The 22,881-nt window shown below is 41.0% G+C and carries 22 protein-coding genes and 1 pseudogene; 19 read left to right on the forward strand and 4 right to left on the reverse strand.

What is annotated here, in order from left to right; all coding sequences use genetic code 11:
* Positions 1–277 precede the first annotated feature (277 nt).
* Positions 278–823, reverse strand: a pseudogene (locus tag IEO70_RS14260) (DUF3898 domain-containing protein); the annotation flags it as partial.
* 441 nt (positions 824–1,264) lie between these two features.
* Between IEO70_RS14260 and IEO70_RS14265 the strand changes: the two are divergent.
* The 7 genes from IEO70_RS14265 to IEO70_RS14295 all read left to right on the forward strand — a co-directional run bounded on the left by IEO70_RS14265 (position 1,265) and on the right by IEO70_RS14295 (position 9,073).
* A complete protein-coding gene (locus IEO70_RS14265; protein ID WP_190999047.1) occupies positions 1,265–1,576 on the forward strand; it encodes a DNA repair protein in 312 nt (103 codons plus the stop codon).
* A 108-nt stretch (positions 1,577–1,684) separates the two neighbouring features.
* Positions 1,685–2,275: a signal peptidase I gene (gene lepB / locus IEO70_RS14270; RefSeq protein WP_190999048.1), complete on the forward strand. Its 591-nt coding sequence runs from the start codon at positions 1,685–1,687 to the stop codon at positions 2,273–2,275.
* Between the two features lie 17 nt (positions 2,276–2,292).
* Complete coding sequence (locus IEO70_RS14275) at positions 2,293–4,869, forward strand: InlB B-repeat-containing protein (protein ID WP_190999049.1); 2,577 nt, start codon at positions 2,293–2,295, stop codon at positions 4,867–4,869.
* A gap of 93 nt (positions 4,870–4,962) precedes the next feature.
* Positions 4,963–6,729, forward strand: coding sequence for a SpaA isopeptide-forming pilin-related protein (locus IEO70_RS14280; protein ID WP_190999050.1), 1,767 nt, complete (start codon positions 4,963–4,965; stop codon positions 6,727–6,729).
* A gap of 68 nt (positions 6,730–6,797) precedes the next feature.
* On the forward strand, positions 6,798–7,643 hold the full coding sequence (locus IEO70_RS14285) for a class C sortase (RefSeq protein WP_190999051.1): 846 nt from the start codon (positions 6,798–6,800) through the stop codon (positions 7,641–7,643).
* Positions 7,633–8,511: a Cna B-type domain-containing protein gene (locus IEO70_RS14290; RefSeq protein ID WP_190999052.1), complete on the forward strand. Its 879-nt coding sequence runs from the start codon at positions 7,633–7,635 to the stop codon at positions 8,509–8,511. The genes IEO70_RS14285 and IEO70_RS14290 overlap by 11 nt, the downstream gene beginning before the upstream one ends.
* Positions 8,504–9,073, forward strand: coding sequence for a sortase (locus IEO70_RS14295; RefSeq protein WP_190999053.1), 570 nt, complete (start codon positions 8,504–8,506; stop codon positions 9,071–9,073). The genes IEO70_RS14290 and IEO70_RS14295 overlap by 8 nt, the downstream gene beginning before the upstream one ends.
* Positions 9,074–9,442: 369 nt before the next feature.
* On the opposite strand, the gene IEO70_RS14300 is transcribed toward IEO70_RS14295, so the two are convergent.
* A complete protein-coding gene (locus IEO70_RS14300) occupies positions 9,443–10,507 on the reverse strand; it encodes a DUF3900 domain-containing protein (protein ID WP_190999054.1) in 1,065 nt (354 codons plus the stop codon).
* Between the two features lie 178 nt (positions 10,508–10,685).
* Here IEO70_RS14300 and lepB (IEO70_RS14305) point away from each other — a divergent pair, with 178 nt between their 5' ends.
* The 3 genes from lepB (IEO70_RS14305) (at position 10,686) to rraA (ending at position 12,507) form a co-directional block, all read left to right on the forward strand.
* Positions 10,686–11,228: a signal peptidase I gene (lepB, locus tag IEO70_RS14305; protein ID WP_190999055.1), complete on the forward strand. Its 543-nt coding sequence runs from the start codon at positions 10,686–10,688 to the stop codon at positions 11,226–11,228.
* Between the two features lie 84 nt (positions 11,229–11,312).
* Positions 11,313–11,948, forward strand: a complete 636-nt coding sequence (locus tag IEO70_RS14310) for a uracil-DNA glycosylase (RefSeq protein ID WP_190999056.1) — start codon at positions 11,313–11,315, stop codon at positions 11,946–11,948.
* Between the two features lie 76 nt (positions 11,949–12,024).
* The gene (gene rraA, locus IEO70_RS14315; protein WP_190999057.1) at positions 12,025–12,507 is read left to right on the forward strand and encodes a ribonuclease E activity regulator RraA; all 483 of its coding nucleotides are present in this window, start codon (positions 12,025–12,027) and stop codon (positions 12,505–12,507) included.
* 298 nt (positions 12,508–12,805) lie between these two features.
* Here the strand turns inward: rraA and IEO70_RS14320 are convergent, their stop codons facing one another.
* Entirely contained in the window at positions 12,806–13,306 is a 501-nt protein-coding gene (locus IEO70_RS14320) for an NAD(P)H-dependent oxidoreductase (RefSeq protein ID WP_190999058.1), read from the reverse strand.
* A gap of 544 nt (positions 13,307–13,850) precedes the next feature.
* On the opposite strand from IEO70_RS14320, the gene IEO70_RS14325 reads away from it, so the two are divergent.
* From IEO70_RS14325 to IEO70_RS14340, 5 genes are all read left to right on the forward strand, one after another.
* Positions 13,851–14,117: a zinc ribbon domain-containing protein gene (locus tag IEO70_RS14325; protein WP_190999059.1), complete on the forward strand. Its 267-nt coding sequence runs from the start codon at positions 13,851–13,853 to the stop codon at positions 14,115–14,117.
* 104 nt (positions 14,118–14,221) lie between these two features.
* A complete protein-coding gene (locus tag IEO70_RS14330) occupies positions 14,222–14,932 on the forward strand; it encodes a metallophosphoesterase family protein (RefSeq protein WP_190999060.1) in 711 nt (236 codons plus the stop codon).
* 72 nt (positions 14,933–15,004) lie between these two features.
* Positions 15,005–15,130: a hypothetical protein gene (locus IEO70_RS20225; RefSeq protein ID WP_268938760.1), complete on the forward strand. Its 126-nt coding sequence runs from the start codon at positions 15,005–15,007 to the stop codon at positions 15,128–15,130.
* A 164-nt stretch (positions 15,131–15,294) separates the two neighbouring features.
* Positions 15,295–17,427, forward strand: coding sequence for a DNA helicase RecQ (gene recQ / locus IEO70_RS14335; RefSeq protein WP_190999061.1), 2,133 nt, complete (start codon positions 15,295–15,297; stop codon positions 17,425–17,427).
* A 31-nt stretch (positions 17,428–17,458) separates the two neighbouring features.
* Positions 17,459–18,427, forward strand: coding sequence for an aromatic acid exporter family protein (locus IEO70_RS14340; RefSeq protein WP_190999062.1), 969 nt, complete (start codon positions 17,459–17,461; stop codon positions 18,425–18,427).
* A gap of 94 nt (positions 18,428–18,521) precedes the next feature.
* Here IEO70_RS14340 and IEO70_RS14345 read toward each other — a convergent pair whose 3' ends face one another.
* Entirely contained in the window at positions 18,522–18,857 is a 336-nt protein-coding gene (locus IEO70_RS14345; RefSeq protein ID WP_190999063.1) for a hypothetical protein, read from the reverse strand.
* 471 nt (positions 18,858–19,328) lie between these two features.
* On the opposite strand from IEO70_RS14345, the gene IEO70_RS14350 reads away from it, so the two are divergent.
* The 4 genes from IEO70_RS14350 to IEO70_RS14365 all read left to right on the forward strand — a co-directional run bounded on the left by IEO70_RS14350 (position 19,329) and on the right by IEO70_RS14365 (position 22,865).
* Positions 19,329–19,799 (forward strand): RpiB/LacA/LacB family sugar-phosphate isomerase, encoded by a 471-nt coding sequence (locus IEO70_RS14350; protein ID WP_190999064.1) that lies wholly within the window; start codon positions 19,329–19,331, stop codon positions 19,797–19,799.
* A gap of 458 nt (positions 19,800–20,257) precedes the next feature.
* On the forward strand, positions 20,258–21,481 hold the full coding sequence (locus tag IEO70_RS14355; RefSeq protein WP_190999065.1) for an FxLYD domain-containing protein: 1,224 nt from the start codon (positions 20,258–20,260) through the stop codon (positions 21,479–21,481).
* Positions 21,478–22,614, forward strand: a complete 1,137-nt coding sequence (locus tag IEO70_RS14360; RefSeq protein WP_190999066.1) for a S1C family serine protease — start codon at positions 21,478–21,480, stop codon at positions 22,612–22,614. The genes IEO70_RS14355 and IEO70_RS14360 overlap by 4 nt, the downstream gene beginning before the upstream one ends.
* Before the next feature lie 74 nt (positions 22,615–22,688).
* Complete coding sequence (locus tag IEO70_RS14365) at positions 22,689–22,865, forward strand: YfhD family protein (RefSeq protein WP_190999067.1); 177 nt, start codon at positions 22,689–22,691, stop codon at positions 22,863–22,865.
* The last annotated feature ends 16 nt before the right edge of the window (positions 22,866–22,881 follow it).

The following is a 22,881-nucleotide window of genomic DNA, read 5'->3' on the forward strand; positions in this document are numbered from 1 at the left end:
CAAGCTCGTTATGAATACTTGCGTCAATTATCTTAATTGAACCGCCGTATACGGAACCGTACGTACGGTGGTGTGAGAGGTCGGGGGTTAATCACCCCCTCCTACTCGATTTTGCTAAAATCGATGAGAGATACTAGGATTTCCACCATCGAGTTTGTCCTTCATGCTTATCTTTTACGAATAATAAACTACTGATTATCATGGCTTTGGATACCCTGTATTTCGAAAACTCCTTCCATTGCCTAACTCTAATCTCAATATTATAACTCTGTTATTCTTACTCCATCTGCCCATTCGCCGCAATCTTCTCCACCACCTTATGCAAATCCTCAGGCTTATGAAACTCAATCGGAGAGAAGCCTTTCTCAAAAAGGATGGAGTCTGCTTCGATTAATGCCACATAGCGCCCGTTGATTTTCGCCAGGTGAATGTTTTCGCCGAAGTCACTCAGGTAGCCTTTGATATCCGTGTCGCCAAGTTTCATTTTCAGTTCCGCTTCAGGAGTGTGCTCGACGATATGAGCGGCTGCTTCGATAACTTGGTGGGAATCAAGTTGCTCACGAATTTCGCATTTGTCGCTCGCACTCCAAATCTCCATTTCCTGCTCGAATTGCTTGAACTCTTCTTTCATCCTCAAGGTTTTCCATGATGCTTTCCGTTACCATTTCCATGACCTGTGCCTTCATGATCTCAGGCATCGGTTCGTTGTAGTCGACGTATTTCAGAAAGTCCTCAAAATAGCAGGCATGCGATGATTGGTGGATTTTCTCAGTTCACCGTCCTCGACCATGCCTTCTTCGGGCATATGAGGATACATGACGCTTGGGCATTGATTTAATGGTGTTTATTGCAATTTGTAAAGTTGGCGGTCACTAATTTGGCTGAATATGTTTAAAAAACGCGGGAAATTTTCGAGTGGGAGTGACTGGGGATTTTTGAAAACCCTTATAAACACTGGGGTTTTCAGGACTAAAGGCTTCAAATGATAGTAAAATGATAGCATACTCTATAAAATGAGTAATATTACTCATTGGGAAATGCCATTACAATAATGTTAAGATAACTAAAAAAGGTCTATCTGAACTTAAAAAACAAGTTCGGGTAGACCTTTTTTTGTATAGATCAAGGACCGGAGAAGAAGTCTGGTTATTTTTTATTTTTTTAATAATATAGATATTCTCAAAAAAAAAACACATTTTTTTTGCACTTTCTTTTCATTTTCTTTGTAACATGGGATAGGTGTAGAAAGGAGGATCATTGTGGTATGACAGACAAAGAATTTAAGCGGCTGAGACGCCATCAATTGATGGATATTATTTATCAGCTTCAAACTCGTGAAGAGGAACTGACAGCAGAAGTTTCTCGTCTGCAAGCTGAACTTGACAGTAAACGAATTCGTATGGAAAACGCCGGATCCATCGCAGGTGCAGCTTTGGAGCTAAATGATGTTTTCATGTCAGCACAAAACGCCGCCGACCAGTATCTTGCAGAGATAAAAATATTACTCGAAGAAACAAAGGCAGAAAGACAGCGCATTATGTCTGTTACCAAAAAAGAAGCAAGTCGTGTCCTGTAAGCAGCAAAAGAGGAATACAATGTTTCCGCATAAAAAATTCTTCACATTATATATTCCGACCCGGAACTTCTTGCAAGCTTTATAAGCTGGATTCATCGGGAGGCGAAGATGGTACTACATAAAAACAAAGATGTTTCTTTGCCCACCAAAAGGCAAGTTGAAACAGAACGAAAACGATATAGACGACAAAAAGCATACCGAAAAGCCTTGAGAGGAACTGTTTATGTACTGACTATTGTGGCGGCGGTCTCCGTTCTAATTGCAACACTTGTGCTGCCAGTTCTGCAAATCGAAGGCAAAAGTATGGAACCTACCCTTCAAAACGGTGACATCGTGTTGCTTACCAAAAGTACAGATTTTGACCGTGGAGAGCTATGCGGTTTCACTTGGAATAACAAACTACTGATTAAGAGAGTCATTGGATTTCCCGGTGACTGGATTGAGATTGATACTGATGGCACAGTATATGTCAACAGCGAAGCAATTGATGAACCTTATGTGATGGATAAAACCATGGGCGAGTGTGATTTAGAGTTTCCTTATCAAGTTCCCCAGGAGCAATATTTTGTAATGGGTGATTTGAGAGAAACATCAATTGACTCCCGTAGTACCCTAATTGGCTGTATTGAAAAAGACCAAATCGTAGGAAAGGTGGCCTTCCGAGTTTGGCCGCTTAACAGCATTGAATTTCTTAAATAAGGAAAGAATGAAACGATATGAGAATAATAGAGTCTTACCTTCAGGAAACAAAGCTGAATAAACGACGACGGCAGCTTACTGTGTCGGTACTGACAGTTTTGTCACTCATCGTTGCAGTAAGCGTTTCGTGGAATCTCCATTTGACTGGTATTACCATGGCAAATGGAGCCTTTTGTGGGCAAAACGAACATATCCATACCGAAGAATGTGTAGAGTGCACTTTGGAAGAGCATTTGCACGAGCTTTCCTGCTACTCAGATCCCAATGCAGATGTAGAGGATACGGCTATCTGGGAAGCCACTCTGCCAGACACACTAACGGGGAGATGGTCAAAGGATATTGTTGCAATTGCCAAATCGCAAATTGGATATCTTGAAAGCGAAAGGAACTTCATCCTTGCCGATGATGGTGAAACTAGGCAAGGCTATACCAGGTATGGTGCTTGGTACGGCAATTCCCATGGCGAGTGGAATGTAATGTTCCTTTCCTTCTGTATGAGGTATGCAGATATTCCAAACGACATCATTCCTAGCACTGGAGGCGCTTATAGTCTTCGTAGCTACCTTGAAATGGAGGGTATGCTGAAAACTGGGCCATATACCCCTAAGGCAGGAGATATTATCATCTTCGAGGATGATACGATTGGAATTGTAACTGAGATAGGCGAAGAAAACTTATCGGTTATTATTGGAGATTTTGAAAATACAGTTGCCGAAAAGGAATTTGACATAGCTAACCTTAAGGTCAGTGGCTATGTAGATATGACGGCACTGACAAACGAACATTGCCTCCCGGAAATATTTGAGCAAAGCTTTAAGGGCGAGGATTACACTGTAGAGGTTGTCTATGACACTAAATCAGAACTACCGGAGGGAGCAACACTTACTGTAACAGAGCTTACAGAGCAAACAAAAAGTTATACAGATACAATAGAAGAAATGCTGGACGAAAATAAAGAACTAAGTTCCATTCGATTGTTCGATATTTCCTTTACACTAAACGGAGAGGTAGTAGAACCGCTTGAAGGATCTCAGGTGGGTGTAAGCATCTTCTTCCGTGACGGCTTCACTCTTGCTGAGGAAGAAAACCTTGAAATCTTTCATTTTGATGATAGCGGTGGTGCAGAGAAGATAGACGGACAGGTAGAAAACAACGAAACGGTTGAGTTTTCCACCGACAGTTTCTCGGTCTATGCAGTTGCCAGTTCTGCGGAAACCCGAGCCGAAGGTGACAGAGCCACTATTACATTCGACCACAATAACGCATTTTATGCTGAATATGGTAAGGCTAATCCGACATACACCGTACGCTTTGATGCAAATGGTGGCAGTACTACAGCCCCAAGCTCCATTACCGTGGATAGTGGTAATGATGTGGTGTTACCAGATTATACTGGAACAAACGGACGTAAAGTGTTTGTTGGTTGGTCAACAATCAACAACGCCACAGACTCTGGCAAATATACCACCCCGGTGTATAAACCAAATACAATATATACACCGACTGCCAATGTAAGGCTGTATGCTACTTGGGCATCAGTAAATGTGGATGCGAAATTCTTTATCCGAAAGGACGGAATCATTCCTACAGAGCCTCAAGGTCATAGTGTTTCTGAATACACAAGCGGTATATCCATCGCTGGAGCCATAAAAATCGGTGAGTTCTACACCAACTCTTCGGTAGGTGTAGGAAGCCGCTTAAATCAAATGCCTACAGATGAACAGATTAAGGCTGTGTTCAATGAGTATGACCCCAACACCCAGTTTATTCTGTGGTATGTTGTGAAACATGAAGAAACTTGGCACGTTGATGGTGTTGTACTGGACAAGTCCCTTGTAAGTCTAAGCTATGATGCAAACGCTCCTGCAGGTGTGTGGACAAATATGCCCGACGGCGCACAGTTCCCGGTAGATACCGTGACCTATGTAGGACTCCACGGTGGAACAGGAAGCGATTACCGTATACCTTCCAGAAATGATGGCTACATCTTTGTCGGGTGGAACACGGAGCCGGATGGCAGCGGATATACCTATCAAACCGGTGACAACATTACGATGACAGAAAGCAAGGTGCTGTATGCCGAGTGGAAAAAGGATACACATACGCTGATACTCAACAAGGTGGATTCTAATGACGACTCTGCATTACTGCCCGGTGCGACATTCACCTTGTACAAGAAATCGGAAACCGGCTTTGAGCATATGCAAACCCTCACTACTGGCTCCGGTGGTCGGATCGACTTCGGCAAAATTGAAACAGATACCATCTATAAATTGGTGGAGGATAAGCCGCCTGGCGGATATTCCATTATTAACGAAAGCTTCTGCTTCAAAATTGCTACCGTTGACGGCGCATTAGCTGTGGTGTTCTGTGATGATAGCGGTAACGAAGTATCTAACCCGCTTGCTATCACCGGCGGATATGATCCCTCTACTAAAATTATTACAGTCCAGGTAGAGAATCTTGCCGGTTATGCGCTTCCTTCTACAGGTGGCATCGGCACATACCTATTTATAATATGCGGTCTTATTTTAATAATATCACCGCTTATTTATGGATTCAGCTTGAGGGGCAAGTCTGGAAGGAGGCTTTAATATTAAGCCTCCCACACAGGGTGCAAAAAATTAAAATGGTGCGCCGGGCTTTATCCAATCAATATAAAATACCAATCAGAAAGGACTTAAATTATGAAAAAGTTTTTCTCATTAGCGATGATTTTTGTGATGCTTTTCACAATAACTGTCCCTGCATTTGCCGCAGGCAATGGAACTATTACCATTGAAAATGCTACTATTGATCAGGTATATACTCCCTACAAAATCTTTGATGCTACCTATTCGGGTACAGGCAAAGTGTCTTATACCATCAGTACCGCCAATCAGTTCTACACCGCACTTTTTGGCAATGACGGCAATACCGATAACGCTTTTTTCAGCAAGACGGCCACTACAGTTCCGGGTGTTTACACTATATCCAAAAAGGATGTGGACGATTCTGCCCTAATTGATTATTTGTTGAAACTTATTAAGGGTGGTTCATATGAATCTGCAAAGCCTGCTGTGACAGCAGGAAGTGATGAAGTTAAATTTGAAGGTTTGGACTTTGGTTATTATGTGATTACTAGCTCACTAGGTACTGCTGTGACTATTACCAGTACAATTCCGGACGCAACTGTAATTGATAAAAACCAAAAACCTTCAAATCTACAAAAGAAAATCTGGGAGGATGTAAACAAAAATAATGTTGTGGATGAAGGTGAACTAAAAAGTTCTAACACTGCTTCTATTGGAGATAGTGTACATTACCAAATTAGCATGACTGCTACAAATTATGACGGAGCAAACCAGATTCAGTATTATTCCATTTATGATATTGAAGGCGAAGCTATTTATGCCGACTACAAAAGCATCAAGGTGTTTGTCGGCAAAGAAGAGTTAACAAAGGGATGGTATTTAGGTGGTGAATCTAATTCTCCCCTAGGAAACTGGAGTACAGATACTACTACTATTAATGACGCAGAGTGGTATTTGGTTAAAACGGGTGACGACAAGTTTCACATTACCATCCCTTGGATGACAAACCATACTTTAGAATTGAATACTACCTCACCTGGATATACATTAACATTTGACAACACATCTGAGTCTAAATCTAAGTCTAAGTATGCTTCACCAAGTGAAATTAAAGTAACATTTAAATCTCAGCTTGAAGCCAATGCTACTATTGATCAGCCGGAAGAAAACAATGACAAAAACTATAATGAAGCTTATGGTTCATGGTTCCGGAACGGTAATGAACTAGGAAGAACAGATTCTAGTAAAGTTACTACCAATACCTACGGACTAGGTCTACATAAAAAAGATATGGAGAATCAAAGTATCTCTCTTGCTGGCGCGAAATTCCGTCTTTACAGCGATGCAGCATGTAAAGAGCCTGTTTATGTAATTCCTACTAATGTTCAAGGGGTATACATGGTTGATGACTATAACAAAACAGTTAGTGGCAATCCAAATACAGCAAGAAAAGCATATGAATCTCAATTGTCAGCGTATTTAGGTTCTTTGACCCAGGATAATCGAGTTGAATCTCCAGTAAACGGTAAAATTATGATTATCGGACTTGCCGCTGGTGATTATTGGCTAAAAGAGTATGAGGCACCTGCTGGATATAATCTACCTGCTGACCCAGTAAGATATACACTTGGCACAGGCTCAAGCTCATTTGAAGTTTTCCATAAAGACGGTGTGGTGGCAGAAGGTAATGATGTAAGTCAGGATCATATTCGTTTAGAATACAAACTGACAACACAGACTGTACTGAACAGCTCTGGTACAGTTCTTCCGTCCACAGGTGGAACAGGGACAGTTTTAATCATTACCATTGGTAGCATTCTTGCTATTGGTGCCGTAATATTCCTTGTTACAAACAAGAAGATGTCCGTTTATACAGACTAATATTTAGCAAAGCTGTGGGAAGAGGTTCTTCCTCTCCCCACGCAAAATATAGAAAAAGGGAGAAGTCTATGAGAAAGCACAAAACAACAATTTTATTAATATTGGTTCTTTTTGTAGGTCTCTCCGTTTTGCTATATCCAACAATCAGCGACCACTGGAACCAGAAAACTCAATCCCGTGCTATCGACAATTACGAATCGGTTTTGCAGAATATGAAGCCAGAAGATTATATACCATATCTTGAAAAAGCGGAAAAATACAACCAGGAACTGTATGCAACCCAAAATCCCTTTCTCAATTATAAAAAGCTTTCAGGCTACGATTCCTTGAAAATCTCTGACAGCAATATCATGGGATATGTGAATATTGAGAGAATAGGTGTGGAGCTTCCAATCTATCATGGTACATCGGAAGAGGTTCTAAGTAATGCAGTAGGTCACTTAGAGGGTAGCAGTCTCCCAGTTGGTGGAGAAAGTACCCATTCGGTTATGTCTGCTCATAGAGGACTTCCTAGTGCTAAGCTATTTACCGACCTTGACCGATTGGAAATCGGAGATACCTTCACCATTACAGTCTTAGATCGGGTACTGACCTATCAAGTTGATCAAGTAAAGGTGATTGAACCCACCGAAATATCTGATTTGCAAATTGTAGAAGGTATGGATTACTGTACCTTATTCACTTGCACTCCATATGGTATTAATACACACCGGCTGCTTGTACGAGGGGTTCGGGTAGAATCGGCAAAGGTAAAGCCTGTGCTTTATGTAGCTAACGAAGCCTTTCGTATTGATCCATTAGTTGTAACACCATTAGTGGCAGCACCTATACTTTTTGTTTTGCTAATTTATTTGCTTGTAAAATATAGAGAACCCCGAAAGAAAAAGGAAGGAGGAATCCACATTGAAGCATAAGTTATGGGTAATTTTTACAATTGTGATAATGATAGTTTCTATTTGTCCCACAGTATTTGCAACAGAGTCAGCGGATTTACAGCGACACGGCTCGATTTCCGTTACTTTGATTAAACAAGATGATAATACACCAATTGCTGGAGCTGAACTGGCACTGTACCGTATTGCGGACGTGTTCCACGGAAATGACGGTGCAATTCAGTATCGTTATACCACAGCGTTTGAAAATTGCGATTTTGCTTTGACGGATTCTGATCTTGCAAAGAAACTGGAAGGCTTTGTGGAGAACAAAAGCATTGACTCCACCAAGATGACTACAGACAGTCAGGGCAAAGTAGTGTTCCCTGAACTGGATATGGGACTTTATCTCGTTATACAAAGCAATACTGTGTCAGGCTATTCTCCTTGCAAGCCTTTTATTGTGAGCTTGCCCCTGGAAACAAATGGTGTTTATCAATATGATGTAGATGCTTCTCCGAAAACAGAAATGGTGAAACTGACTACCATCACCATCCAAAAGGTATGGAACAAGGATGAGACTACAAGTCTGCCCGACAGTATAACCGTACAGCTCTTGCTAGGCAATGATGTGATAAAAACCGCAAAACTGACTGCAAAAAATGGTTGGAAAGTTACCTATGAGAATATGGCACATAGCGATGAATACACGGTAAGGGAGGAGAATGTCCCCGAGGGATATACCGCCACCTATCAAAAAAACGGTTATAACTTTACTGTAACAAATACAGCACCACTTATTCAAACTGGTCAGTTAAACTGGCCTATACCGGTTTTGACGGCGATGGGATTGTTGCTGATTGCTGTAGGAGTTGTGGTGTTGCAAAGAGGAAAACGAAAAAATGCGTAAAATAATAGGAGCTCTTAGCTTAATTTTGGGTGTACTGTGTCTTGTATTTTCTGTGAGGTTAACGCTTTATAATCAGGAAGAGGATAATGCGGCCACTATTGCTGTGGAGACTCTCTTGCCATCAGTACAGGAAAGTATAGATAATAGCAAATCCTTAGAAACTCCAGAAATAACCGCCCTGGAGGTAGATGGAAATGCGTATATTGGAATACTCACAATTCCAAAATTAAATCTCGAATTACCAGTATTTTCAGAGTGGAGCGATACTAAGCTAAAAAAAGCACCCTGCCACTATTATGGCTCTTGTTCTACAGATAACCTTGTAATTGCCGGACATAATTATAAAGCTCATTTCGCTAAGTTATCAAAACTTCAAGAAGGAGATGCCGTATTCTTTACTGATGTACAGGGTAAGGTCCATTCCTATGAGGTGGTTTTACTAGAAACGCTGCCACCCACGGCAACAAAAGAAATGATAGAAAGCGGATTTGCTTTAAGCCTTTACACCTGCACCTACAGCGGTGAAAACCGTGTAACTGTGCGGTGTAAAGAAACAGTATAGAGAAAGAATATGTAAAACTAATGCAAATATGTGTATTTGGCCCTGACAAAACTCACAATACCGTTGTATGATAGCAAAAGCTCAGATAGACAATAGTGTTATGATAATATATGTAATCTAAATTAAATGAAGCTAAATCTCCTTAACAAGTTTGTTTAGAAAACCCCTATATATCTTAAAAGTTCAAAACCAGCGGAATATAGTTTTCTGCTGGTTTTATTAATTAAAGAATATCAATACAGTTTTAGAGCATTTTTTGGTCACTTGTACGGTCACTATTTCAATCAAAACTATTGTTATTCCAACACTTTTTACTACAATTGAGTGGTCATACTTTGTTCACAAAACCACTTCAATTAACCCCTAATATCACTCCATCCGACTCTTCTTCACAATCTTCTCCACCACCTTATGCAAATCCTCAGGCTTATGAAACTCAATCGGAGAGAAGCCTTTCTCAAAAAGGATGGAGTCTGCTTCGATTAATGCCACATAGCGCCCGTTGATTTTCGCCAGGTGAATGTTTTCGCCGAAGTCACTCAGGTAGCCTTTGATATCCGTGTCGCCAAGTTTCATTTTCAGTTCCGCTTCAGGCGTATGCTCGACGATATGAGCGGCTGCTTCGATCACTTGGTGGGAATCAAGATGCTCACGAATTTCGCGTTTGTCGCTCGCACTCCAAATCTCTATTTCCTGCTCGAATTGCTTGAACTCTTCACTTTCATCCTCAAGGTTTTCCATGATGCTTTCCGTTACCATTTCCATGACCTGTGCCTTCATGATCTCAGGCATCGGCTCGTTGTAGTCGACGTATTTCAGAAAGTCCTCAAAATAGCGGGCATGCGATGATTGGTGGATTTTCAGCTCGCCGTCCTCGACCATTCCTTCTTCGGGCATATGAGGATACATGATGCTTTTCATATTTTTCGTTGTGATCGCCATTTCGACATTGCGGATCAATGTTTTTTCATCGGAAATCGACGCCACTTTCGGTTCGAAGTCGCACTTTAATATGAAAAGAAATGGCTCATCGAAATATTTGTTCAGCTTGGCAGTGGCAACGATGAAGACACCGCCGCGCACTGAGCTTGTATCGGCATACATTTGCACAATTCTTTCGGCATGCTCGTCAAATACTTCTTTTGAGTCGGAGAAGCATGTTTTATTGAAAAGCACGAAGTTTGGGTTTGAAGAAAGGTCATGACCTTCCTCAACGATGAAATAGCCGAGTTTTGTCGGCACATTTTCTGCCTTCGGATGTTTTTCTACTTTACGTTTTGCGATTTTTTTCAGTTCTCCTGCTAAGAAATCTTGGAGAGGGCTCGCTTCAAATTCTTCACGGTCTAATGTTTGATAATGTTTAATTTTCTTGCTTCCTTCTTCACCTTCCACTTGGAGAACGTAAAAAGAAAGATATAAAATGCCAAAGTCCAAATCTGCTCACCTAAATTCTATAATGTCTATGTAAAAGTATAGTAATAAAGAAGCGACTCCGTCAACGTTCATAGATAGCATTTATCGAGGTGTTTCGTTATGGAAAATAGCAGTAATACTGGTATAATTGTTCTACAGTATGCATACAACCTGTAAAGAAGGGAGGTATGAGTTTAGCATGTCCAAATTAGCAGTCGAATTAAAAAGTTGGCTGAAGGCGATCGTTCTTGCAGTGGTAATTGCCATTATTGTGCGTTCTTTTATATTTTCTTCTTATACAGTCGAAGGACAATCGATGGAACCAACTTTGTTCAGCAATGAAAAAATGATTGTAAACAAGATGGACTTTATTTATTCATTTAAGCACGGAGATATAATCATTATCGAAGGGCTAGAAGATGAGATTTTCTATGTGAAAAGATTAATAGGCTTGCCTGGGGATACAATCGAAATGAATTCAGATATTTTGTACGTGAACGGCAAAGAAGTGAAAGAAGCTTATTTAGAAGAAAACAAGCAGCATGCACATGAACAAGGAAGCTTATTTACCGGCAACTTTGGTCCGATTACTGTTCCTGAAGGCGAGTATTTTGTATTGGGAGATAACCGTCTGAACAGTACTGATAGCCGTAACGGTCTTGGATTAATTAGCGAGGAGCGAATTGTCGGCACGAGCGAGTTCATCTTTTATCCGTTGAGTGAAATTAGAGTATTAGAGTAAAAGTGCAGGAAAGAACATCTGATGGTGTTCTTTTTTGCATTTTTACGGGTATATTATGAATAAAAATATGGGGTGGATGATGACATGAGACTTCCGGATTCGCTGGCCGACCTCGGCAAAAGAAGAATAGAAGGCCATCCGGTAGAAGGGTTTGTGTACGGGACAGGCCCTGATGCGCCGAGCCTTATGCTTGTCGGCGAAGCGCCGGGTGAAACAGAAATACATAATGGCATTCCTTTCAGCGGTCGAGCAGGTCAGAAGCTGATGGAATTTTTGGCCGGGTTAGGTTTATCCCGCGAGGATGTATATATTACAAGTGCTGTCCGAAGCAGGCCATATGTTTGGCGTGAAAAACGGGATGGTACAAAGAAAAAATACAACCGTCCGCCGACAGCAGCCGAAATTAAGGCACATGCGCCGTTGCTCGATTACGAACTGCAGAATGTGCAGGCAAGTATTATCGTTACGCTAGGAAATGTCGGCTTGCAAAGGCTACTGGGGAAAGAGATGAAAGTTACCGAAGTGCATGGTCAATTGCTACAAAGCAGTGTACGGCATTTGGATGAGCACAATCATTATTATTGGTCCGAGAACCAGTATGCAATTTTCCCGACTTTTCACCCGGCATCGATTTTTTATAATCCGAAGTTACGCGAAGAAATTGCCGAAGATCAGAAACGACTGAAAGAATTATTAGAAGAAAAAGAAAAGTTTGTCTAAATTTACAAAAAGTAATCAAAAACTGCAGAATTTTTTGTTATTCTATATGTAGATCAATAGAAAAGGAGCAGGGGAAATGGGAGATTTCAAAACAGCAGATTTATGTGATGAATACAGTGAGGAATTATCAATTTGTGAATTGGAGTTGAAATCATACGGCAAGCATGCCCGGTTCTCAGGTCCAATCGCGACAGTTCGCGTTTTTGAGGATAACGTGCTTGTGAAGGAAGCTCTGCAAACAGTCGAGGAAGGCACTGTGCTTGTTGTCGACGGAGCCGGCTCCAAAAAATGCGCGCTTATGGGGGACATGCTTGGCGAGATCGCCCAGGAAAGAAAGCTTGCCGGCGTCATCATTAACGGTCTGGTTCGTGACAGTGCTGAATTGAACACGCAAGAAATCGGCATCCGCGCGCTTGGTACCATTCCATTAAAAAGCGTAAAACGAGGAGAAGGCGACCGCGACGTCGTACTAACATTCGGCGGCATCAAATGGACGCCGGGACATTACGCTTATGCTGATGAGGATGGGATTGTTGTGTGTACCAGGAAGTTGGTTTAAATAGTCGTTTTGTCCCAAATCTGTCAATTGACTGTTGAGATGATTAGACGAATAAAAAAGCCCTTAAGCAATCGCTATGATGGAGAAGATGTTGTTAAAAAATAGATTATGTTTAATATGACGAGGATTACTATTATAGCTATTACTACCTTTTTCAAAGCTATTCCTCCCTTATTCGGTCTTACATTAAATCTATTAGTACAGTACAAGGATTATTCTACTTTACGAAAACAGCCGGAAGAAAAAACGAAACCCGTAGTCTAACAGGAACATTCTCCTGTTTCGCTACGGGTTTTGTTTATAGTTTTTTCAAAAAGTTAACTGCATCTTGAACGACATCTTCTGTTGTTATTGGGCCAAAGATAGCAAAAAATCCTTGGTAATTTGATTTAGTATGTTCAAATGTCATTTTAAAAGGTGTCAGCACTTCGTTCATTGTTGTGCCTTTATTTTGATAGTGTGATTTATCTGCGCCGGTTGTGACAATTAGTGCGACCCGTTTATTTTCGATGGCATGACCTTCAGGGCCAAATGCCCAATTGAATTCCAACACTTCATCAAGCCATTTTTTCAGAAGGTGCGGACAGTTATACCAATATATCGGGAATTCTAGTACCAGATTATCATGATTTTCAATCAATCGTTGCTCGGCAGCGACATTAATTTCCTCATCCGGGTACTCCTCTTCAAGGTGATGTATGGTGTATTTGTCCGGATATTTCTTTAGCTCAGCTACAACTTGTTTATTCAAAGAAGAGGTCTCAAAAATTGGATGCGATAAAATTACTAAAGTTTTCATGTAAATCAATCCTTCCTATGTATGTTTGACCGTCAAAGTACGGTAGCTTTCTCCAGTTCCGGCGTATAGCGTTCACCGACGATTTTGATTTTGTCTGATGCTTCGTTCATCAGTCGAACTTCTTAAGCAGACAAAATAATTTCAGCAGTTCCAAGTTTTTCTTATAGACGGTGCAGTTTTCTTGTACCCGGAATTGGCACAATTCAATCTTTTGAGGCTAAAATCAATACCAAGGCTATTTGAGCAGGGCTAGCATCTTTACTTTTGGCGACATCCTCAATCAGTGTGATCATTTGCTGATTTTGTTCGATTACATCCGGTGTGAAACGAGGGAGATAGTGGCGGATGTTGTTCTCAACCTCAAGTTAACTTGAGGTCAAGATGCTGTCTTATTGTTTGGAAAATCGATTATCATATTTCAACGTTTTTTCGAATTCTGTTAGTTTAATAAAAGTACAGACTAATGAAAACGGTTTCGCCAAAGTTTTAATAGAGAAAAACAAGGCTATAGAATGAAGGAAGCTATAACAAGGAGGGAAATAAAATGGAAGACGTTAAATATTGTCAAAGCTGCAGCATGCCGCTTGGCGCAACAGATGAATTGTATGGAACAAATGCTGATGGCAGCAAAAATGAGGAATATTGCTGTTATTGCTATAAAGATGGCAAATTTACAGCAGATTGCAGCATGGAGGAAATGATTGAATTTTGCATTCAGCCAATGATGGCTTCGGTGGAAGGTCTTACAGAGGCAGGAGCGCGAGATATGATGCAGGGAATCTTTCCGCAGTTGAAACGTTGGAGAAAATAAATTAGAAGCCCATTGTGCCTGTTTATTTTAGACAGAACGGTTACACTATCGGCGAAAGAGAAATATGAATATATTAGCAGAATATTTAGAGGGTTGGTGCAAGGATGGAGAGAGCGTTTGTTATAAGCGATATTCACGGCTGTTACGAGCAGTTTGCCGAGCTGCTGGAAAACTGGGATAAAAGTATGAAGTTGTTTATTTTAGGGGATTTAATTGATCGTGGGGAGGCATCTAAACGAGTTGTACAGAAAGTGATGGAACTGAAAGCCGACTATCATGATCAGGTGACCGTTCTGAAAGGTAATCACGAGGATATGTTTCTTAACTTTCTGCATAATCCGGAGAAAATGGGTGCGCTTTATTTTTTCAATGGTGGCGGTGCGACAGTTAAGGATATGATTAATGAGCCGTTCATCTTGCATAGATCATCGACGGAATTAGCACGTTTAATCAAGGAACGGGCAGGGGGAGAGGTCGACTTCATCCGTCAATTGCCATTATATGAAGAGTTCGGTAATGTGTTATTTGTCCATGCCGGTATTGATCCGAAAATGGAGGATTGGAGAAATTCTTCGGAAGAATGTTTTTTATGGACGCGGGATATGATTAAGCATCCTAATCAAACGGGGAAAACAATCATATACGGACATACGCCAACCCAAATGATTCATAGCGACAAAAGCAGCGGAATTTGGGTGAGCGATGATCAATCGTATATTAACATTGATGGTGGCTGTGCATACGGCGGACAATTGAACGCGATTGTCGTTAATGAAAATGGCGAAATCGAACAGACTTACCAAACTGTTAGATGAGAAAAGTCCGGGAGAACGGGCTTTTTTTATTACTGGGCTAGATACATCTGCTGAATAATGGAGGTTTTGATCATGGAAAAAAAAACAGACAGCACTAAGAAATTGGATGATGCTAAGAAGAAAGAGCTTGTAAAGAAAACTCTTGCCGATAGGATGAAGAAAAATGCAGAAGCATTGCGCAAACTCAGCAAGCATTGATAGATATAAGAAAGGCTAACCCTATACTTCTTTTGAAAAGAAGCGGGTTAGCCTTTTGTGATTTTTGGGTTAATGAACATCTTTATATGCCTATTTTTCTTATTTATCCCGGCAAAAATTATGGTAAACTAGTGTCAACGAATAGTAAAAAGTAGGTGTTGAACATGTTGCAAAAGGCAACAGAAATATTGTCTGCATATTTTGGCTACGATTCATTTCGCAACGGACAAAAGCAAGTGATCGAACAAGTGCTGCGCGGTGAGGATACGCTCTGCATTATGCCGACTGGCGGCGGTAAATCGCTTTGCTATCAAATTCCGGCGCTCGTGCAAGATGGTATCAGCCTTGTCATTACACCGCTTATTTCTTTAATGAAGGATCAGGTTGACCAACTTGAGCAGCTTGGTATCCCGGCAGCGCTCATTAACAGCACATTATCGACTGCAGAGCTTCGTGCAACGATGGATGAGATCCAAAGTGGCGAGTATAAAATGTTGTACATTTCTCCGGAGCGACTGCAATCAGCTGAATTTGTCGAGATGATGAGAACTTTGCCGATTCCATTAGTGGCAATTGACGAGGCGCACTGTATTTCGCAATGGGGCCACGATTTTAGACCGAGTTACAAGCATATTTATCCGTTTATCAAAAGCTTGCATACGAAACCCACCGTATTAGCATTGACCGCTACAGCCACTCCTCACGTGCAGGATGATATTTGCCGCTCTCTGCAATTACCGGAACAAAATACAGTGATGACGACGTTTAAACGTGATAATTTAACGTTTTCTGTCATTAAAGGGCAAGACGCTGATAAATTTTTGCTGGATTACATGAAAAAGAATGAAGGCAATACCGGCATTGTTTATGCGGCAACGCGTAAAACAGTGGAACAACTGTATCAGTCGCTGCAAAAGAAAGGCATCAAGGCCGCGATTTATCATGGCGGATTGAGTGCTGATGAACGTTTTCGTCAGCAGGAAGCTTTTTTGTATGATGAAGTTGATGTGATGATCGCGACGAACGCCTTTGGAATGGGCATTAATAAATCCAACGTCCGCTACGTCATTCATTATCAAATGCCGAAAGATTTGGAGAGCTACTATCAGGAAGCGGGAAGGGCCGGGCGTGATGGCTTGGATAGTGAATGTATCTTGCTGTTCGGTGCACAAGATGTGCAAGTGCAGAAATTTTTAATTCAGCAAGGGCATGTGAATGAAGAACGTCTGCAAAATGAATATAACAAGCTGCAACAAATGGTCGACTACTGCCATACAGAAAGCTGTTTGGAAAGCTATATTTTGAATTATTTCGGAGGAGAGGCACTTGAAGATTGCGGCAAGTGCGGAAATTGCACCGATAACCGCAACAGTGTCGATATGACGTTAGATGCGCAAATGGTGTTGTCGTGTATGATTCGAACCGGACAGCGTTTTGGAAAAAATATGATTTCGCAAGTGCTGACAGGCTCACGTAATAAAAAGCTGCTGCAATTTCGCTTCGACAAGCTGCCTACATACAATTTAATGCCGAAAAAAACAATCGAAGAAGTGAATAACTTCATTGATTATTTAGTCGCGCATCAGTTTATTGACCTGCGTCAAGGTGAGTTCCCTTATTTAGTTGTTTCGAAAAAGGGTGTCGATGTGTTAAAAAACGGATTAAGGGTTTGGAAAAAAGAAGATGTTGTCACGAAAACGATCTCAAAAAATCATCCTTTATTCGAAGAGCTGCGCTTAGTGCGAAAAGAACTGGCAGCCAAAGAAGGCGTGCCACCGTTCGTTATTTTTTCAGACGAGACATTGCAGGATATGTGCCGCCGATTGCCGCAAACTCTTGATGAAATGCTCGATGTAAAAGGTGTCGGACAAACGAAAAGGGATAAATTTGGCGGAGCGTTTTTACAAGTGCTGCAAAAAGCTGATCCGGCTGAAGTAGAAGCAGCTGCATCATTATCAGCGCCAGTAAAACGAGTCAAAAAGCAAACGAACAATAAAGAAAAATCGCATCATGTGACATATGAACTGTATAGCGACGGCAAGTCGATTGCGGAAATCGCAGCGATTCGCGAGGTGACAGAAGCGACAGTGGAAAATCACTTGATGAAATGCTACCAAGAAGGTAAAACTATCGAGTGGCAGCAATTTTATACAGACGAGCAAGCTTCTGTAATTGAACAGGCGCTTGAAACAGTAAATGTGAAGGAAGCAGGCTTGAAGGCGTTAAAAGAAAACATTGCCGATAAAAGCATTTCTTACTTTATGCTGCGCTCCTACTTGATTCAGCGAGATAAATAGAACAACTAAGATAAATTTAGGAGGCATGATTTTGTTCACGATTGGAACAAGAACAATTAAGACGGCAATCGCTGTTGTGGTTGCTTTAGTCATTGCCCAGCTGTTTGAGCTGGACAATGCCAGTACTGCTGCTGTCATCGCGCTTTTAAGCGTGCAAAGCACAAAGATGCAATCCGTCGTTGTGGCCGTGAAACGGTTTTCGGCCTGTATTGCGGGGATTCTTCTGGCGACGGTGCTGTTTGAAGGAGCAGCGTATACGCCGATTACAATTGGCATATTGCTGTTTCTGTACATACCGATTATGGCAAGGCTTCAGCTTCAAGATGGCATTGTGCCGGGCTTCGTCATCATTATGCAAATATATGTGAAAGGTTTCGTTACCGTTGATTTCTTGATCAATCAAGTATCGATTGTGTCAATCGGTATTATTGTGGCACTTATCGTCAACTTGTACATGCCAAGTACAGAGAACAAGCTGCGAGAAATCGCCAAAGAAACAGAAGAAAATATGAAGCAATTGCTGCTTCAGCTGTCGCGTTTTGTCCGCCAAAGAGAACCGGTTTGGAACGACGAATTTGACATTCGCACAGCTGAAAGTATAAAAGAAGGACAGTTGATTGCCAAACGCAATGTAGAAAATAGCTTTTTTCGCAAAGAAAATTATTACGAAGCGTACTTTAATATGAGAGGTGAGCAAATCGCTATCATTCAACGGGCATTGCCAAGTATTCTTCATTTGCCGTCGACATTCGAGCAAAGCGAAATGGTCTCACAGTGCATTGAGAATATTGCTCTATCGCTTCATGAAAGAAACCCGGCAACAGAGCTGCTCGAGAGTGTTCGGGAATTAAAAGCAACATTTCGGGAAATGGAACTCCCAAAAACAAGACAGGAATTTGAAACGAGGGCAGCACTGCTCATTTTAATTAACGAAATCGAACGATTCCTGTCTTTAAAAACTGAGTTTTATGAGAAACTCAATGCTAGGAAGATAAATTAAATTAACTAGATAAGAAAAGGCGGATCATTAGCGTAAAGGCTGTTTTCCGCCTTTAAATTTACTTACACCAAAAAAGCACCCACAAAGTGAATGCTTAATGCTGCCGCAACTCTTTTTCATGTTCTAATAACTGTTGCTGATTGACCATTAACAAATACTGAAATGCAGACAAATTAGTCACTTGATGAAAGATCGTTGACATTAATGATTTTTCTTTCGCAATAAAAGAGGCTACTTCAGTTTCCGTATGAAACGGTTCTTCTATTGAATCTCTCTTGATTGCAAAAATTCGGAGTAAATAACTATTAGCAATCTCTTCAGTATAACCTATAAGTCCGTATCGCTGGTCCATTGGGGAAAGAATAAGACCTTCATTCTTTAGTTGTTCTAATTCTTGAGGACAAATAACCGAGCACTTTTGTTCTGGCATAAAATCTCCTCCTTTATTTAAAGATTCGACAATTACTACTTAGCACCTAGTGCAAAAATTGGAGATTTAATGACAAACAAAATTTAAACTTTAGATATTATTCTGATAATGCAATGCATATACAGTTTAAAAACCGTGACGAAATAATTAACCAACTTAATAAGGTATTTAGCGAAGAATATTAATCAAATTGTACATCAGACCACGCACCAAAGAAGCGGCAGGCAACCGCATACTATAAAAAAATAAACAGCTTCCCACTAAAAAAGGATAAGCGGTAGGCATCCGCAAAAAATATTCAGAAGCCAAAATAAAGTAATTTAGTTCTTCTCGTCAAAAAACAAAAAAGCGGGAGATTCAAATAAAATGTCCTGCTCAATAAAATGGGGGGTGGAAATAATAAACAGTAGGCAAGTGTGGCATAATACGCTATAGTAGCAACGAAATCACGGTTTTGGAGGATTACATAATATGAAAATTGCTATGGCGAGCGACCATGCTGGTTACGAATTAAAAGAAGAAGTAAAGCACATATTGGAACAGGCCGGACATGAAGTAATTGACTTCGGCGCGCACAGTACTGAAGCGGCAGATTTATCAGATTCGGTTTATCCGGCATCTTTGGCGGTTGCAAACGGCGAAGCGGAGCGAGGTATTTTTATTGATGGTGTCGGCTATGGCAGTGCATTAATTGCTAATAAAATATATGGTGTGACTGCGGTTGTCTGCCAAGATCCGTTTTGTGCGCGATTGGCACGCGAGCATACAGACAGTAATGTTCTATGCTTAGGCGGAAAAATTATCGGTTCTGCTATGGTACATGAAATTGTCGATGTTTGGATGAAAACAGACTTCTTCAAAGGAATTGAGAAATACGAGCGCCGCGTTCAAAAAGTGAATGAAATCGTCGAAAAACATGTAAAAAAACTTTCTGAAATATAAGATACTAACGAAGATCTAATTGGGCTTCGTTTTTTTAAAAAGTTAAGAAAACATTTGTTTTTGAACTTAGACAACTGTCTAACCTTACACCTGCCATGCTCGGAGGCCTACAGGATGTAGGTCACATCGGTGAAGACATGCGGACGTGGCGCCCTTAGCCGGTGTTCCCCTCCTGTCTCCCCCAAGAAACCAAAACCGGGTTTCTCGTGTGAGGCTCTCATGATGAGAGTCACAGCGACGAAGATATGCGGACGTAGCGCTCTTAGTCGCTGTTCCTTACTTGCGGGCCGCTTCCGCATTTCGGTTCCCGCATGTCTCCTTTTTCATCGATGCGAAACGAAGTAGCTTAATCATGATGAAAAAGGACCGGTGACGGTATTTCTATCCCTTATTACTTTATGGAGCCGACTTTTCCACCTATAATGGAACTATACCGGGGTTAACGATGGAGGGGTATTATGTATTGTCAAAAATGCGGTTGGAAGGCGGAAGATGATTCGGCCCGCTTTTGTCAAAAATGTGGATCAAAACTTGATAATCATACTGAAATGGATTTTATCGAACTAACAGAAATAAAAGAGCAGGGGACTTCAAAAGAAAATAAAAGTAAACGCAAAACAACATTAGCATGGTTGTTTGTTGCACCGGTCACTTCGCTTATCCTTGCAACAGGCATCGGCTATTATTATTACAATTCTCAAGTTGATGAAATTAAAGAAGTTTCACAACTACAGCAAAAAGCGGAGCGGGATGCGCTGAGCGGCGACTATGAGGAAGCGCTGAAAACGATTGAAAAGGCTGCCAAGATTCGTCCTTCTTACGAATTGTTAGATGAAATGAAAGAGATAATTGAGCAAGCGTTGAAAATTGATAATAGTTTCAAGAATATTGATAGTCTATTAAAAAATCAGAAGTTTAATGAAGCAGAAATAGAAATTGCTAATGTGAAAGAGTTATTGAAGGAACAGGACGGCCCGCTGTTCGGCGAGTTTTTTAATCGAATTTCAGAAAAAGAAAATCAGCTATCGATTGCCATAGTGAGAAAAGAAATTGATCATTTGACTACGGTAGAACAGCTCGGTGTTAAGTTGCAGTCGCTTACTTCTGTCAATCACGAGGATAAGGATGAGGTAGCGAAACTTATAAAAGATAAGATTGTCAATATTGCTACCGATGAGGCGCAGAAACAGCTAAATGAAAAGCAATTTGATTCTGCACTGGAAACAGTGGAAAATGCCCTTTACTATGCAAACAACGATGAACAACTTCTTTCTTTAAAAGATAGAATTAATGAGGAAAGGGCTGCATTTGAAGAAGCGGAAACCAGTCGATTAGAGCAAGAGATGGTAGCTGCTGCTCAAGAAGATCTGAAAAATAAGACAGCTGCAGTCAGTGTCGAGAATGTGGAAGCCTATATTGATGAGTATGGAGACTTGCATGTTTCCGGCAAAGTGAAAAATACAGCGACTGTTCCGATTTCTTCGGTTGAACTGTCATACAGCATCTATAACAGTGATGGTGAAGAAATTGTTGCAGATACGACATATGTTGAACCGTTCGTTCTAAAACCGGGAGAAACAGGCGCTTTTAATGAACGGCATTCCGGTGTTTATGAAGAAGGAACGATCGAAATAGTCGGAGCAAAATGGAAATTAAATGAAAGCGAGGGAGCGGAATCATGAAATGGGCCATCAGTATAATTAGCTCACTCGTCATATGGGCCGTGCTCGGCGGTTTGTATTTTTATTGGAATGAAGAAATTCCGGTGCAGCTCCCGGAAAGGTCCTCGCTGACAGCGAATTCGGAGCAGGCAGATGTCGAAGATTTAGATGAACCAAAGGAATTGAAGGATATCATTAAGCAAGTGCAGGATGTTGTTGTAATGATTCAGCTAGAAAATGGCTCGCTCGGGTCCGGATTTTTATATAATGAGCGAGGCGATGTCATCACCAATGCCCATGTTGTAATGGGAGCCGAGACTGTGACTGTGAAAACAGCAGATGCTTCGGAATACGAAGGCACAGTAATCGGCATCAGTGATGAAATAGATGTGGCTGTTGTACGTGTGCCTGGATTAAAAGATAAAAAGCCATTGCAATTGAGCGAGAAAAAAGCGGAACTGGGTGAAGAAATAATTGCGCTTGGCAGTCCGCTTGGTTATCAAAACACAGTAACAACCGGTATTATTAGCGGAATCGGACGGAATTTTGAAATTGGAACGTTTCGGTATTCCGATGCTTATCAAATTTCTGCGCCGATCGCACCCGGTAATTCCGGAGGCCCGCTTGTCAATAAAAATACAGGTGAAGTTGTCGGCATTAACTCAGCGGTTATTGAAGAAGGATCAATTGGCTTCAGTATTCCGATCACTAATGTAAGCGCAATGGTTAAAGAATGGTCGGCTTCGCCAATGACAGAGCTGCCGGTTTTTGATCTGTACGATGGAAATGATACACAACAGCAAAGTGCTCTGGAAGAATCAGCGCTTTATTTAATTAGCTATTTTTACGAGAGTATTAATATTGCTGATTATGAGACAGCCTATTCGTTACTCGGAAGCGAGTGGCAAAATAAATTAAGCCTCGAAGATTTTAAGGCTGGCTATAGCAATACCGTTTCAGTGGAAATTGATCAGTTGATGATTACTGATTCAACAAAAGAAAAAATGACAGCGTTTGGTATCATTACTGCAAAAGAAGCCAAGGGCGGCACGTCAAAACTGGCAAAATACAAAATTGAGTATAAAGTCGGCTTTGAAAATGGCGAAATGAAAATTTTGCAAGGCAAAGGTGACGGCATTGAAATCCCACAATAATTACAGTGTATGGTGATTGGAAAAATTGTCTATGCTAGAAAGGCAACGTCAATCAACCTACGGAGGTAATTGAAATGGGAAAACAAAATCAAAATGAAAATTATGATGAAATTGTCGAGCAGTACAAAGCATTCCAAACAGATGGGGTCGATGTGGATTTTGAGATTGGTAAGGCCGATCAAGATGATTTGGAAGCACTAGCACGTTCAGAGGCAGCTGACGAACGCGCCAAAAATAGAAAACAACATTAAATTACGACAAGGTGTA

Source organism: Peribacillus faecalis (assembly GCF_014712675.1).
In the GTDB taxonomy this organism is placed as follows: Bacteria; Bacillota; Bacilli; order Bacillales; family DSM-1321; genus Bacillus_AD; species Bacillus_AD faecalis.